The organism is Myxococcus llanfairpwllgwyngyllgogerychwyrndrobwllllantysiliogogogochensis, from assembly GCF_006636215.1.
Taxonomy (GTDB): domain Bacteria; phylum Myxococcota; class Myxococcia; order Myxococcales; family Myxococcaceae; genus Myxococcus; species Myxococcus llanfairpwllgwyngyllgogerychwyrndrobwllllantysiliogogogochensis.
The window spans coordinates 1-14,683 of sequence record NZ_VIFM01000274.1; the positions used below are offsets into that span (position 1 = coordinate 1).

Genomic DNA, 14,683 nt, shown 5'->3' on the forward strand with positions numbered 1-14,683 from the left:
GTGGATGGGGGTTGGGTCATGGTGGGGATGGACATGGATTCGCAGCTCCCGGAGTCGTGGGAGGAAGCCCGTGCTCGCAGGGAGCGTGAGCGTGAACGGGAGACGGACCGCAACGAGCTGATGCAGCCGCACCTGCAGCGGCCCACGCGCATCGTCGCCATTGGCGGCGGCACGGGGCTTCCCATGGTGCTGCGCGGCCTGGCGAAGCGCTCGGCGCCCAAGCCGGGCGACCCGGGCGTGGACATCACCGCCGTGGTGGCGATGAGCGACGACGGGGGCAGCTCCGGCCGCCTGCGCAGGCTGCACGGCGCGCTGCCTCCGGGTGACATCCGAAATTGCCTGGTGGCGCTGGCCGGGGGGCGCAGCGCGCTGAAGGAAGTGTTCCAGTTCCGCTTCGGTGGGGCGCGGGGGCTGGCCGGTCACGCAGTGGGCAACCTGCTCATCGCCGCGCTGGCGGAGCTCAAGGGCGACTTCATGGAGGCGGTGCGCATGTCCGGCGAACTGCTGGGCGCGCGCGGCACGGTGCTGCCGTCCACGCTGGCCTCCGTGCAGCTGGTGGCGCAGATGCATGACGACACGGAGGTCGTCGGCGAGCGCAACATCTGCCGGGCGCAGGGGCGGGTGCGCAAGGTGACGCTCAGCCCGCGCTCGCCGCCTCCGGTGGAGGGCCTGCTCGAGGCCATCTACACCGCGGACCTGGTGGCGATTGGCCCGGGCTCGCTGTACTCGAGCCTCTTGCCCAATCTGCTGGTGGACGGCGTGGCCCAGGCGCTGAAGGAGACGCGCGCGCTCAAGGTCATGGTGGCCAACCTGATGACGCAGCCGGGGGAGACGGACGGCATGTCGTGCCTGGACCACGTGCAGGCGGTGCGAGAGCACGTGGGCCCCGTGCTGGACGCGGTGCTGGTGAACGGCACGCTGCCGGCGCCGGACGCCATGCGGCGGTACGGGCGGCGGGGCTCGTTCCCCGTCGACGTGGACACTCGCGAACTCATCGCCGCGGGGGTGGTGCCGGTGCGGGCCGACCTCCTCAAGGATGGGTCGAGGATCCGACACGACAGCCGCAAGGTCGCCGCCTGCTTGTTGAAGATGGCGCGCAGCGGCTTGTAGCCACGCCTTCCCATCACCACCTTGGGCGCCCGAACATGGAAGCAACCCTGAGCAACCCCGGGCCGCGCGTCGTCGAAGTCGACGACCGTGCGGCCTTCATGGCCCTGGAGTCGGAGTGGAACGCGCTGGTGGAGGCGACGTCCGGCGAGGTGTTCTACCGGCACGAGTTCCTGCGCATCTGGCTGGACAACTTCGCCCCCGGCGCGCGCCTGCGCGTGCTGACGCTGCGGGATGCGGACGGCCAGTTGAGCGCGGCGCTGCCGCTGTGGGAGGAGCGCACCACGCTGTACGGCGTGCCGGTGCGTCAGCTCTCCGGCGCGGCCAATGCGCACTCATGTCGCTTTGACCTGCTGGCCCGCGAGCCGGAGGTCGCCGCGGCCCTGTTCCTCTCGCACCTGCGACGGCGGGGCGGGTGGGACGTGCTGCGTTTGACGGACGTGCCGGATGGGGGCTCGGCGTGGCGACTGCACGCGGCGGCCCGCAGCGCGGACATGCCCGTGGGGGCGTGGGAGTCGCTCCAGTCTCCGTACATTCCGCTGCCCGCGACGCGGGAGAAGTACCAGGCGTCACTCCAGGCGAAGTTCAAGGCGAACTGCCGGCGTCGGCGTCGCAAGCTGGAGGAGAAGGGCCGCGTCACCTTCGAGCGGGTGGAGGGCGGGCTCGATTTGGAGCGCACGCTGGAGGACGGCTTCCTGCTGGAGCAGAGCGGCTGGAAGGGCGAGCGCGGCACGGCCATGGCGCAGGACGCGGCGACGCGCGGCTTCTACACGGAGCTGGGGCGCGATGCGGCCTACCGCAAGAAGCTGGCGCTGTACTTCCTGCGGCTGGAGGGCCGGCCGGTGGCCTTCCACTACGGCCTGGAAGACGGCGGGCGCTACTTCCTCTTGAAGCCTGGCTACGACGAGGCGCTGCGCGAGTGCAGCCCGGGCCAGCTCCTGATGGAGGAAGTGGTGGGGGCCTGCATCGACCGGGGCCTGCGCGAGTTCGATTTCCTGGGGCCGGACATGGTGTGGAAACGCGACTGGACCGACCAGGTCCGGCGCCACACGTGGCTCTACATCTTCAACGACTCCGCCTTCGGCCGGGCGCTGTGCGCGGCCAAGTTCCGGTGGAGCCCGGCGGTGAAAGAGGTGGTGGCGAAATGGAAGCGATGACTCCCCCGGGCAAGATGTTCGTGCCGTCCCTGCCCACGCTGTGGCCTGGCATGTTGCTGTCCAAGCCCCGGCCCGGAGCACTGCCGCCGTTCTCGTCCCCCAACGTCCGCTACTTCTACTTCGCCCGCAACGCCGTGTGGCTCACGGTGAAGATGCTGGGGTTGGACAAGGGCGAAGTCCTGATGCCGTCGTACCACCATGGCGTGGAGGTGGAGGCGCTGGTGGACGCGGGCGCCACGCCGCGCTTCTACCGGGTGGGCAGCCGGTGGGACGTGGACCTGGAGGACGTGGCGCGGCGCATCGGTCCGAAGACGAAGGCGCTGTACCTGACGCACTACGCGGGCTTCCCGGGCCCGGTGGAAGAGATGCGCAAGCTGGCGGACCAGCACGGGCTGGTGCTGATCGAGGACTGCGCGCTGTCGCTCCTGTCGTCGGATGGCTCGGTGCCGCTCGGGACGACGGGGGACGTGGGCATCTACTGTCTCTACAAGACGCTGCCCGTGCCGAACGGTGGCGCGCTGGTGGTGAACGGGCCGCGCTCCTACAGCCTGCCGGAGCCTCCGTCGCCGCCGTCCGCGTCGACCTTCAGCCACACGGTGTCCGCGCTGCTGCAGAACCTGGAGCTGCGCGGTGGGGCGGCGGGGCGCACGCTGCGGGGCTTCGTCCGCACGCTGGGGCACGGCACGGTGAAGGCGGCGAGCATCGAGCGCGTGGCCACGGGCACGCAGCACTTCGACCGCAAGCACGTGGACCTGGGCATGAGCCCGCTGACGAAGCGGATCGCCCTGGCGCAGGATTTGGAGTCCATCGTCGAGAAGCGGCGGCGCAACTACTTCTACCTGCTGGGCCGGCTGCGGGACGTGGTGCCGCCGCTGTTCAACCAACTGCCGCCCGGCGCGTGTCCACTCTTCTTCCCGATGGTGGTGCAGGAGAAGGCGGAGGTGCTCGCGCGGCTGAGGGCGAAGGGCATCGATGCCATCGACTTCTGGAAGCGCTTCCATCCGGCGTGTGACGCGGGGGCGTTCCCCGAGGTGGCGCAGTTGCGGCGCAGCATCGTGGAGATTCCGTGTCACCAGGACCTGTCGCCGGAGGTGATGGCGGACGTGGCGCTGGTGGTGCGCGACGCGGTGCGAGCGGAGAAGCGGACGAAGAAGCGCGCGGGATGAGTGGGTCTGCGGGGATGGGAGGGGCGGTTCTCCCCTCCGAGGAGGCGGGACGGTGATTCGCGAAGACGAGCTGAGGCAGGGGCCGCGCGCCGCGCAGCGGCTGGACGTGAGCGCCGTGGGCAGTCTGTCCGCGCTGGCGGGAATGCGCGCGGAGTGGGATTCGCTGCTGGATTCGAGCCACGCGGGGCCCTTCAATTCATGGGAGTGGTTGTATCCGTGGTGCCGGCGCATCGAACCGGGGCGCAGGCCCTTGGTCCTGACGGCGCGCGACGCGGCGGGGACGCTGGTGGGGCTGTTGCCGCTGGGGTTGGAGACGCGTCGGGTGACGGGTGCGCGGGTGCGGCGCCTGGGCTTCCTGGGCGAGACGCACGTGGGCAGTGACTACCTGGACGTCGTGGCCCGGCGGGGCGCGGAGCGCGAGGTGGCGGGGGCCTTCGCGCGGATGCTGGTGGCGCTGCGCGAGGAGTGGGACGTGCTGGATTTGACGGACCTGCGCGAGGACTCCGTCACGGTGGACGTGCTGCGCGCGGCCTTCTCCGGACAGGACGTGCGGCTGTCGGAGCGGTACGTGTGTCCGTACGACGTGTTGGACCCGCGCGAGCCGTTCGACGCGTTCCTCAAGCGCACGGGTCGGCGTGACAACTACCTGCGGCGGCGCAAGTGGCTGGAGAAGCAGGACGGCTACCGCATCGAGCGCACCGAGGCGCCGGGTGAGCTGGCCGGGCCGATGACGGACTTCTTCCGGCTGCACTCGGCGCGGTGGGCGGAGGACGGTGGCTCGCAGGGCATCAAGGGCACGGGTGTGGAGTCGTTCCACCGGGACGCGACGCAGTTGCTCGCGGAGCGGGGACGGCTGCGGCTGTACACGATGAAGGTGGGCGGCCGGGCCGTGGCTTCGGTGTACGGCATCGTGCACGGGGACCGCTTCGTGTACTTCCAGTCCGGGTATGACCCGGAGTGGCGCAACCGCAGCGTGGGCCTGGTGCTGGTGGGCGAGACGTTCAAGGACGCGATGGAGGCCGGGCTCACCGAGTACGACTTCCTGCGAGGCACCGAGACGTACAAGTCCGACTGGGTGTCGAAGCAGCGGCGCACGGTGTCCGTGCGCGTGCACAGCGGGACGCGCGCGGGGGCCTGGTTCACCCGGGCGGAGGAGCTGGCGCGCAAGGGGCGCAACGCGGCGAAGCAGGTGATGCCGGGCACGTGGGTGGAGAAGGTGCGCCGGTTCCGGCGTCGCCGTGCCGCGGTGGATTGAGGACGTCGCGGTGAGGCAGGCGACCGGCATCGTGCGTAAGGCGAGGCCGGAGGCGGGCGTCCGATGCGAGCAGAAGAGGGCGGCGGCGTGAATGGCCGCGCGCCCTTTCGCTCGCGTCCCTTCGCTCAGGGCGTGCTGGTTGCGTCGGGCGGCATCGCGGCGACGTACGTGAAGCCCGACTCACTGGGGCTCTGCCAGGCCGCCTTGAAGTCCGCCCACGAGTAGACCTCCTCGCGGTTCTGATAGGGATTGTAGACGCGCACGTACGTCTGTCCCTGGGCGTTCTCGGTGATGTCGACCACGCTCACCCAGTGGGTGATGTCCTGGTCCGAGGTGCGCACCGACTCCAGCATTCCGTTGTCGGCGCCGTCGATGTTGACGAGGACCATCAATGCGCCGCCGTCGTCGAGGATGCGTTGCACGGCCTCGGGCGTGGGGTTCTGCGCGTGGTTGTTGTTGTACGTGTTGGTGGCGCTGAAGCTGCCGTCCAGGTCCTTCATGGTCGGGTCGTTCTCGGAGCCCGCCTGCTGACCGACGATTCTCCAGCCCTCGCTGGCCAGGAAGGTCTCCAGGTGGGTGGAGTTCGTCAGCATCTCGCCGTTGCTCAGGATGCCTCGGTAGTCGGAGCCGAGGTTGGCGAAGCGGGTGAGGCCGTCCACGAGCTCCATCCCCATGACGGAGAGGGCGGACAGCTCTCCGCACAGGTTGCCGTGGGTGTAGTCCTTGCCCTCGCCGTTGAGGATGGCGCCGATGTTCAGGTACTGGGCGATGGGGTCTTGTCCCGCGGAGTGGTTCGCGGCCCACTCGCCGACGCTGCCTTCGCCCCAGGGCCACCCGCGTGAGGTGCCAATGAGAGGCGTCTCCGCCGCCACGCCGGTTTCAGGCAGGGGCCCGAAGTAGAGGGACATCTCTTCCTCGACCAGCGTGGCCCAGTGCTCTTCGGCCGTCGCGCGCTGCTCTTCCGGCGACAGCTCGCTCCAGTCCTCCGTCAAGGGTGGAGGAGACAGGGACGGGTCGCGAATCCACGCGGGGGCCATGTCCTCGACGTGCTGGCTCCAATTCTCGCGGATGCCGTTCAGGACGCTCGCCTGGGCCGTGGCATCCAGATGGTGCCAGGCGCCGTGCATCCACGGTGGAGGGCCGCCTTGTTCGAGCCAGGCGGGGACGGGGAGCGATGCGCCCGTGTCCGCCACCACCATGTTCGCGATCTCCGGTGGAAGGTTCGCCCGGGCCAGCGCGGCCTCTCGTTCCGGGCCAGGGGGAGCGGAGAGAATCGTGTTCACCGTGCTCCCTGGCACGGAGCCCGCGATGGAGTACTCGGGGTGCTGCTTCAGCCAGGTCTCCGACGCGGTCCATTCGCGCGTCGTGGGGTCGTAGATGTTGTTGCCCTGGCGGATGACGACGTGGCCCGTGGTGCCCTCGGTGCCGGGGCGGCTGTCCTTCAGGAAGAGGACCTCCGAGCGTGCGCGGATGACGGCGGGCGCCAGCGACAGGAAGTCCGCGATCGCGTCCAGGCAGTTCACCCGGCCGTCCTTCGCGTTCTCGCTCGCGAGCGAGGTGCCGGGTGCGGAGGTTCCATCGGTCGCGAGGTCCGGGCCTCGCGTCTGGGGTTGCGCGGTCTTGAATGAGTCGGGCTTCTTGGCGTCCAGGCTCGCGGCCTGGGCGGCGAGCCTCGTGAGTTCTTCCAACATGCGCCGGGCCGCTTCTTCCGCCGCACGCCGCGCGGCTTCCTCCGCGGCACGACGGGCCTGCTCCGCCGCGACATTCGCGACGGGCGATGCGTCCTTCGAGATACGAGTCGACATGTCTCCCCCTCTTCAGTCACGGTGCTGCACTGCGGTCACGATGTAACACTGTGACAGGGCGCGAATGCAACGGCTCAGCCAGTAACAGCGGGAGGGGGTGCGCTCTACGGATCAGGAAGTGGCGCGACCGCCGATCACCGGAAAGCGCTCATAGGCGCGTAGCAGCGCGTCGAGATGCGAGGGGTTGTCGAGATTGAGCGGCTCGTCGGTGAGCTGCACAACCCAGCCGCCCGTCGCGGTGGGCCGCGCCCGTGAAAGCAGCTCCGCGTCACGGGAAGGGTCCGGGAAGCCGATGGTGCGTGCGGCAGCCGCCGACCAATAGTTCAGCCAACCCAGGCGATGGGGAATCTCAGGCGAGCCCATGGCACCCGGGGACGCGATCACCGGCAGGCCGCGGGGAGGCGGGTCCAGGTCGTCTGCTCGATTCCTTGTCTGGCGCGCGATGTCCAGGCTTGCCCTGAATGGTGTGACATGTCCCCAATGCGCGCGTGCGCTTTCCGCCACCGCCGCTAGCACATTCTCGGCCGACACAATCCCTGCTGTGTCTGGGGGCAGATCGGCACGGACCTCGAATTGTGCGTGCCCCCCTGGAGAGAGGCCCGCGGGTATCTCCATCCCCGAAATCATCACAGGGGAACTCTCGTCACCGTTGCACAGGAGCGGGAACCCCCCGTCTTTTGCCTCTTCCTTGAGCCATGCGTCGCGTTGCGGCAATGCGATGGGGCACCCGTCTTCCGAGACCTTCCAATCCAGGCGCAAACCAGGGAATGCACGCTCCATCCCCTGAACCACGGTCACAGGACGGTTGTCGTCACCCATGAGCGCAGGTGCATAGACGATGAGGGTCATTTCTCGCTTGGCTGTCATCTCAGCACCAGTCCATGACGACGATAAAGCCCTTGAGGTCCGGGGCCGCTTCTTCTAACGCTTCCTGATGTGCTTCGCTGCGCACACCCACCCGGAAGTCAAACCGGCAGGCCAGCGCGAGGCCACGCTCAAGCCGCATCTCCGCCACCTGATCCTTGATCACCCGACCTCGGAGAAAGGCGCTGTACGTGTCGAAGTTGTCGGTCTTGACCTCCCAGAGCGTGCGCCTGGCCAATTGCAGGGCGTCGAAATTCTTGCCGTTCACGAACACATCCCATCCAGGGAAGCTGTTGTTCGGAACCTTGTCAGCGCATTGGTTGTGCGGGTCATTGCCGCCACGGTGATTCACCCGTCGAGGCTCACACCTGCGGCTGCGCTCTCCCTCAGGGAGATCAGGCGGTAGGGGCGGTAGCCAGTCCTGCGCCGCTGGCTCCGGTTCAAGCCGTGGTTTCGCCAGGGGCTCCTGTGGCGCGTGCTCCGTGTCGGCCAGGGGCTTCGTCTCAGGAGCGTGGCCCGTTTCATCGGGATAGGGGTGTCGTAGCTCATACGCATCCAACGCCCCCTTGATGGCGACGGCGACGACCACCGCGCCCGTGATGATCACCGCTCCAACCAGAATCTCAGGTGCGGCCAGGATGCAGACGCCCACGCCCATGACGACCGCACCAGCGGAGGCGACAGCGCATCTTCCCGTCGGATCCCTGAACCGGATCCGTTCATGGTCGAGAGAATCAAAGCACCGGTCCACCACCCTGGGCCAGGGGAGGTCAGCCTCCTGGACGACGCACCTTCCTCCGTCGCTCCATGGAAGCGTCGCCGCTCGCCGGAGGTTCGCGAGCCTTGGGCTCCGAGCGGAAGTCGCCTCTGGGATGGGGGTGGCGGTAGCGCAGGCTGTGAGAACAAGCAGGAGCGCGCTGCATGTGCGGGAACGCATCGCCACGTCCTTTCAATCAAGTCAGGGCTCCACGGGGCAAAGCTTGCCTGCTCTGGCGTGAACACCCCACCGGAATCAGAACAAGCGCTTCTCTTCCAGGGGCTCGCGGAACAGGATGCAGGAGGATGTCTGTCCCCGTCTTTCGTCGCCCGCGTTGTCAGCGCTGCAACCTCCCGCAGCACCTGTGCCTGTGCGCAGAGATTCCCCAGGTCGCGACGCGCACCCGCATCGTCCTGCTCCAGCACATCGTGGAGACATGGAAGAAGAGCAACACCGGACGGGTGGCCGCGCTCGCGCTGTCGAACGCGAAGCTGCTCACCTACGGCGCGCCGGATGAGTCCTTCGACACGTCGGTCCTCTCCGAGCCGGGCACCTGGATGCTCTTCCCAGACGGTCCCGCCGCACCGCCGGATGCCCCCGCGCCCCGACAGCTCGTGGTGCTGGACGGGAGCTGGTCCCAGGCTCGGCGGATGTCTCAACGCATCCCCGTGCTCCGGACACTTCCAAGACTCGTCCTCCCACCGCCCGAGTCCGGAATGCTCATGCTCCGCGAGCCCACGCATCCGTCCGGGATGTCCACCCTCGACGCGATAGCCCGCGCGGTGGCGATGCTGGAAGGACCCGAGGCGGCGGCGGCGCTGGAGCGACTGGCCGCGCTGCGAGTTCAGCGCATCGCCGAGTGCGGCACGCTCAACTGACTCCGTCGCACAGGGCCCGTCCACTCACGGACCCGTCTCGACAACTGTGTGGACCACACGGGCTTCCAGAGCGGAAGCCCGGACCCATCACGGAACCGCGGCCACCTCGGAGCGCAGCTGGGCAATCGCGGGCAGGAGCTGCGGAGGCTGCATGTTGCGAGGCACCTCGACGGAGAACCGCTCGAAGTGCTCCAGCGCCTTGAGCTTGTCGTCGCGGCGCAGCGCGAGGCTGCCCAGGAAGATGAGCGCCTCCTGCGCGTCGGGCCACGTGTTGACCAGCTCGGTCAGCTCCGCCTCGGCGCCCTCCATGTCCCCTCGAGTGGCGCGCAGCACGCCCCGGTGCACGCGCAGCTCGACGTGGAACGGGTCCACCGCCAGGCCCTTGGCCGTCACCGTCGCGGCCTCGTCGAACTGCTGACGACGAATCAGCTCGTGGCTGAGCATGGACGCGGAGTCCAGGTCGAACGGATTGGCCTCCAGCCGCGCGCGCGCCTCCTCCATCTCCGCGCCTTCCGGCTGCTGCGCGCCCATGCCGCCCTGCTGCGGCGCCTGACCCTGCCCGGGGGCGCCCGGAGGCATGCGGCCGGTGGCCTCCTGCCCGTCGGTGCGCGCCTGCTGCTCGGAGACGAGCAGGTAGCCCAGTCCTCCGAAGAACAGGACGATGCCAGCGCCCCACAGCGCGCCAGACAACTGCGGATTGCGCGCCGACCAGCCAGTGGGCGCGGGCGCCTGCTGCGTCCGGGCGCGCGGCTCCCCACTGGACGCCTTGCGCTTGAGGTGCTCGTCCTTGGCGCGAAAGGCCGCGGCGGCCTCGTGCTCCAGGCGGGACTTCTCCGCGGCGTACTGCTCGGCGGCCAGGTTGTGTTTGTCCGCCTCCAGGGTGCGCAGCTGGTCGATGAGCGACTGCGCGCGCTGGCCCAGGTCGTCGAGCACACCATCCTTGGGCTCGGGCGTGGTGAGCGCGCCCTTGCGACGCATGAAGAGCAGCCACGCGGCGGCGGCGATGAAGGCCACGGCGAGGACGATGATACCGGGCAACCAGTTGGTCGGCTGTTGCTGCATGGCTTAGCGCTCCAGCTCCCGGCGCACGGCCTGGAGGTAGGGGTCGGCGTCATCCGCCGCGGAAGGGGTGCCCGGAGTGGGCGCGGAAGGAGTGGCCTGCGTGGCCGCCGTGGCCTGCGGGGGCGGTCCTTGCTGGACCTGTCGCCAGATGACGAACCCGCCCACCATGAGGAGCGCGACGGGGCCCAGCCAGACGAACCAGTTGAAGCCCTCCGCCTTGGGCTCCAGCAGCACCCACTCTCCGTAGCGGGACACGAAGAAGTCGACGACTTCCTGGTCGTTCTTCCCCTCGGAGACCAGCTCGCGGACCATGTCGAGCTGCGCGCGCGCCATGGAGGACGGGCTGTCGGAGATGGAGAGGCCCTGGCACACCGCGCAGCGCAACGTCTTGCCGAGCTGCTGGACGCGGACCTCGAGTTCGGGCGCGAGAGGCTCGCTCGCCGCCTGCTGGGGCGCGAACTGGCCGGTGATGAGGCCGAATGCAAGGGTCAGGGAAAGCAGGGCGGCGGTCATCGGAACTCCCGGGAGCCGTCTCTACCTAGCTCTACCGGGCCCGTGTTGGACAGTGAAACCTGAGCGCCGGACGCCCGCCCCGCCGCCCGGGCTGTAGGTGGGCATCCGTCACGGTGTCAGCGCAGGGGCTCGAAGGAAGGTCCGAGCACGGGGTCCACGGTGAGCACATACGTGTCCCGGGCCGGGTAGAGCTCGAGCGGCAGGGCCACCGGATGACGGGGCGTTATCGGGCCTCCATTCTTCGTGGAGGAGGTCACCATCCGCCCATCCACCAGCAGGATGGCCCAGAACAGCTCGCCCTTGCTCAGGTCCTCCGGATGGTGCCGGGCGATGGCCGCGCGAGGTACCGCGGGGAGCTCCGCCAAGGCCTTCACCCGAGGGGGCGACTCCAGCCTCCCATCCGCCCGGTAGCGCACCTGCGCGAGCATGGCCCGGCGTGGGTGCTTCAGTGACGCTGCGAGCACCGCGACGTTCAGCCTGCCCGCCGGGTCCATCCACAGCCCGGGCTCCGAGCTGGGAAGCGCTCTGAGCCCAGGCAGGCGGGTGCTGGCGACGCGGGTGAGCCCACCTCCGGCACGGCTGCGCACATGGTGCAGGTCCAGTCCTTCGGCCGTGTCCTCGACGAGCACCACGCTGATGGCGTCTCCCAGGGAGTCGGGCTGGATGGTGGCGCGCGAGGCGATGGGTTTTCCTGGCAGCCGCACGCGCCCCACCTCGCGGCCGGGGGTGACCTCCGTCGAATCGAGGGTGGACTGGAAGCGGAGGAGCCGAAGCTCCCTCCCGCCCGCGGCGATGAAGGGAATGAACAGCTCACCGGCGGCTGTCTGGAGGGGCGGACGCACCAGGGACTCGGGGGGCGCCTCCAGGTCCATGCGAAACGGATGCTCGGTGGTTGCGGGCTCCGCCAGGGCCATCACCGAGGCGCCCTTGCGCCAGACCACCCAGTCGACACACGGCGCGCCCTGTGTGTTGTTGGTCCACGGCGCCAGGGCGTCTCTGGAGCCGGGCTCGACAGGGCCGAGGATGGTCGCGGGACTCCACCGCACGCCCCACTCACTGTCGTCCGTCGCGTCCGCATAGACGCCCGCGACGAGCATCGGCCGGCCCTCAATCTCCTGGAACCACGTGGCGAAGACGCTGCTGCGATACCTGGCCGCCACGTCGAAGCCCAAGGACGCGGGACCCGAGGTCGACGCGACGATCTCGAACTCGACGGGCGTCGACTCCACCGAGAGCGCCGGCTGCTCCAGCCGCGCCTCCAGGCGATAGCGTCCGGGACGGGTGACGGGAAGCCACTCGTGCAGCTCCAGCACGGACTCGAGCGCCTGTCCCACGCCGAGCCTCACGCGCGGGGCGGCGTCGGGGGAGACGGCGTGGTCTGGATTGCGAAGGGTGAACTCGCGCGCGTTGGCGCTGCGGCCCTGGGGATACTCCGGGCCCGTGAGCGTGTACGTGAGCGTGTCATCTGCGTTCCGGAAGGGGTCCGCCAGCTCCACCGGAGATGGGCCCTCGTTGCGCACGGTGACGCGCGGGATGCGGTCCTCGATGGCGGTGAAGCGCTCCTGGGGCAGGTTGATCTGGATGCGCACGGAGGGACCTCCAGTCGGCTTGGAAGGACTCGGGGTGGGGCGAGGGGGCGTGCTCGCGAGCGTCAGCGACACGAGGACCGCGTGGCAGGCCAGGAAAATTGGGCTCATGGCCGGGCGTTCCGACTTCCGATGCTGCTCAGCGCCTGTTTGTTCCAGCCCCGGAGTCGTAGCAGGCACATGCCACAGAACCGTCGTTCCACGGAGAAGTCGTAACCCATCAGACAATCGCTCCCGTCCTGGTCATGCTGTTCAGTCCTCGCGCCGGTGGGCACCCGGTGGACCGGGAAGGGGGCATGGGGAAGGAAGAGCTGATGGCCCACCTCGTGGGCGATGGTCTGCACGAGCGAGTTGGCGCCGCCGCTGTAGTTCCTCGCGGTTCCGCATTGCACGACGGCGCAGCGAGCGCGGTCCTTCGAGGGAAACTCCTGGGAGAATCCATTGACGCGACTGCTCCCAGGTTCTGTTTCGAGATTGTAGAGGCCATTGAACTGCAGGAGCACGATGCCCGGCGTGCCGCCGGTGGGCTCGTCGAAGGCCGTGACGAGGATGCTCTTGGCCCAGTCCTTACAGAGACGATGGTACCTGTGTTCCTTGTTGTCCCTACTCGCGACCTTGCCGGAATCGAGCCAGAGAGAAGCGGTGGCGCGCCCACCTCCGCGCAGCCGCTTCACTTCGTCGAGAAAGTTCGGGTAGGTGCGAAAAGTGAGGGCATGCGGGCCCGCAGCGTATTGGTCCACGGAGGGGTCGATGGCGGCGCGGACCTCCGGCGACAGGGCAGCGACGGCTCGGGCGATGCGTGAGTTGTAGGTGGCCGCGTCCATGGCGGTGACACCGCCGCTGCGGTCTTCCAGTCGAAGAAAGGCACGCGCGAAGTGTTGCTGGAGGTCGGCGATGCAGACGCTGGTGACGCTCGGGTGCTTGCGCAGGACGCGGGAGATGTGGACCTCGCGCCAGGACTCGAAGATGCCGGTGCGGGCCTGGATGGAGGCGGGGAGGGGGGCCTCGTCCTCGACGTCCAGCACGACGCCGCCGTCCTTCCGCTTGTCGTAGGCAAGCTGCACTGTCACGCGCCAGGCATCACCCGCGATGCGCGAGGGTTGGAACACCACGCCCGTTCGCCCCGCGAAGGCGCCGCAAGTCCACGGCAGGCTGTACGCCGCCCACTTGCGCTTCGAACACGGCACGACGCGGAAGGGGAACGCTCCGTCCCGGGGCTCGGCCTGAGGGGTGTAACCGGTCTGCCGAGGGAAGACCGCCGCGGAGGGCTGGCCGCGCTTTCCTCCCACGTCGCGGTGCGCGTTGTCTCCCTTGGGGCGTGAGGTCTGGCATTGCCGTGCCAGCGCGTGCTCCAGGTAGGCGCGGGCTACGGGCGGGTGCTGGGTGAGGTCCTCGGCTTCGTCCTCCCAGTCCCAGAGGAAGCGGACCCTTCCGAGCGCGCGGGGCGCGTCGACGCGACGGTTCTGTGAGTCCTTGAGCCAGGCGCGGGCGAAGATGGGGACATCGGGCCCCATGCCCCACGCGTGGCGGTATTGCCGGACGTCCGTGTCGTCGCCCATCTCCTCGATGCGTGTCTTGAAGAGGTTGCTGACGAGTCGAATCTCCGCCCGCTCTCCGTCGGATGGAAGCCGTCCGAGCGCCGTCGCCACGTCGCGGTCCCTCTGTCGCGTGAGCACGCGGGAGTCACCCAGCTCCAGCTCAATCCCATCCACCAGGACATGGAAGTACGTCCAGGCGACGGGGCACTCCGGGAGGCCCGCGCCCTGGAGCGTCAGCTTGAGCTTGTAGGGCGAGTGCTCCACGGTGACGACGCCGTCGGGAAAGGTCTCGCACGCGGTGACGGTGCCGTCCCAGGGCAGGCGGTGCTCGCCGCCCGTGAGCTCCTCGGCGGTCAGGTCCCGGGTCCACAGGGGCTTCTTCGCGTGGCGGGTGAACAGCTCCAGGCGACCGACGCGCACGAGGTGGGCGTCATTGGAGAGCCGATAGGTCAGCTCCGCGGGCTCCACTTCGGGCACGAAGTGGAAGTCATCTTCGGGAGCCTCGGTGGTGCGTGTGCGGAGTCCCGGGCGATGGAAGCGGGAGGTCGCGCCGCCGGGGATGGAGAGCCGGAAGTCCGTGACGCCGAAGCTGGCGAGACGAAGCCGGTTGCGATTGCGTCCACTGGGAGGAGTGAGCGCGACATGGGCCGAGAGAGCGAGGCGTGCCATGGCGGGGGCTCACGTGTCGTGACGGCGAATCAGCTCGCGTTGCACGTCCGCGAGCTGACCTGTTTCCGCGAGTCCATGGTGGCGCTGGAAGGCGCGCACCGCGGCGCGAGTGCGGGGCCCGGGAGCGCCGCGCTCGCCTTCGATGAGGAAGCCCAGGTTGTGCAGTCGTTCCTGGGCGGCCGTCATCGCGTCGGCGTCGAAGGTCGCGGGGGATTCGAGGTGCAGCGCCCAGCTCAGCAGGTCGGGCGAGGGCTCCACCGAGGCGTGCGTGTCCATGAAGTCGCTGGCGACGATGGACGGGGGATATCGGGGAGGCTGGCCGGGGC

The 14,683-nt window shown here is 69.0% G+C and carries 13 protein-coding genes; 5 read left to right on the plus strand and 8 right to left on the minus strand.

Going from position 1 to position 14,683, the window contains the following annotated elements:
- The first annotated feature begins 18 nt into the window (after positions 1–18).
- From FJV41_RS40750 to FJV41_RS40765, 4 genes are read left to right on the plus strand one after another with little or no spacing between them, the layout of a single operon-like run.
- Positions 19–1,110, plus strand: a complete 1,092-nt coding sequence (locus FJV41_RS40750) for a gluconeogenesis factor YvcK family protein (protein ID WP_141648023.1) — start codon at positions 19–21, stop codon at positions 1,108–1,110.
- A gap of 35 nt (positions 1,111–1,145) precedes the next feature.
- Entirely contained in the window at positions 1,146–2,264 is a 1,119-nt protein-coding gene (locus FJV41_RS40755; protein ID WP_141648024.1) for a GNAT family N-acetyltransferase, read from the plus strand.
- Complete coding sequence (locus tag FJV41_RS40760) at positions 2,252–3,430, plus strand: DegT/DnrJ/EryC1/StrS family aminotransferase (protein ID WP_371746305.1); 1,179 nt, start codon at positions 2,252–2,254, stop codon at positions 3,428–3,430. The genes FJV41_RS40755 and FJV41_RS40760 overlap by 13 nt, the downstream gene beginning before the upstream one ends.
- Before the next feature lie 52 nt (positions 3,431–3,482).
- Positions 3,483–4,685, plus strand: a complete 1,203-nt coding sequence (locus FJV41_RS40765; protein ID WP_141648025.1) for a GNAT family N-acetyltransferase — start codon at positions 3,483–3,485, stop codon at positions 4,683–4,685.
- 125 nt (positions 4,686–4,810) lie between these two features.
- On the opposite strand, the gene FJV41_RS40770 is transcribed toward FJV41_RS40765, so the two are convergent.
- The 3 genes from FJV41_RS40770 to FJV41_RS40780 form a co-directional block, all read right to left on the minus strand.
- Positions 4,811–6,490 carry a hypothetical protein gene (locus tag FJV41_RS40770; RefSeq protein ID WP_141648026.1) on the minus strand — a complete coding sequence of 560 codons (1,680 nt, stop codon included), beginning with the start codon at positions 6,488–6,490 and terminating at the stop codon, positions 4,811–4,813.
- Between the two features lie 111 nt (positions 6,491–6,601).
- Positions 6,602–7,357 carry a DUF5953 family protein gene (locus tag FJV41_RS40775; protein ID WP_141648027.1) on the minus strand — a complete coding sequence of 252 codons (756 nt, stop codon included), beginning with the start codon at positions 7,355–7,357 and terminating at the stop codon, positions 6,602–6,604.
- Position 7,358: 1 nt separating this feature from the next.
- On the minus strand, positions 7,359–8,012 hold the full coding sequence (locus tag FJV41_RS40780) for a DUF6310 domain-containing protein (RefSeq protein ID WP_306440938.1): 654 nt from the start codon (positions 8,010–8,012) through the stop codon (positions 7,359–7,361).
- Between the two features lie 404 nt (positions 8,013–8,416).
- Between FJV41_RS40780 and FJV41_RS40785 the strand changes: the two genes are divergently transcribed.
- Positions 8,417–8,989 carry a tRNA-uridine aminocarboxypropyltransferase gene (locus tag FJV41_RS40785; RefSeq protein WP_141648028.1) on the plus strand — a complete coding sequence of 191 codons (573 nt, stop codon included), beginning with the start codon at positions 8,417–8,419 and terminating at the stop codon, positions 8,987–8,989.
- A gap of 87 nt (positions 8,990–9,076) precedes the next feature.
- Here the strand turns inward: FJV41_RS40785 and FJV41_RS40790 are convergent, their stop codons facing one another.
- From FJV41_RS40790 to FJV41_RS40810, 5 genes are all read right to left on the minus strand, one after another.
- A complete protein-coding gene (locus FJV41_RS40790; RefSeq protein WP_141648029.1) occupies positions 9,077–10,051 on the minus strand; it encodes a tetratricopeptide repeat protein in 975 nt (324 codons plus the stop codon).
- A gap of 3 nt (positions 10,052–10,054) precedes the next feature.
- Entirely contained in the window at positions 10,055–10,564 is a 510-nt protein-coding gene (locus FJV41_RS40795; RefSeq protein ID WP_141648030.1) for a cytochrome c-type biogenesis protein, read from the minus strand.
- A 116-nt stretch (positions 10,565–10,680) separates the two neighbouring features.
- Positions 10,681–12,261, minus strand: coding sequence for a hypothetical protein (locus tag FJV41_RS40800; RefSeq protein ID WP_141648031.1), 1,581 nt, complete (start codon positions 12,259–12,261; stop codon positions 10,681–10,683).
- Positions 12,258–14,357, minus strand: a complete 2,100-nt coding sequence (locus FJV41_RS40805) for a hypothetical protein (RefSeq protein ID WP_141648032.1) — start codon at positions 14,355–14,357, stop codon at positions 12,258–12,260. Before FJV41_RS40805 ends, FJV41_RS40800 begins: the two co-directional genes overlap by 4 nt.
- Before the next feature lie 9 nt (positions 14,358–14,366).
- The coding region (locus tag FJV41_RS40810; RefSeq protein WP_141648033.1) for a peptidoglycan-binding domain-containing protein at positions 14,367–14,683 on the minus strand (317 nt) is incomplete at its 5' end.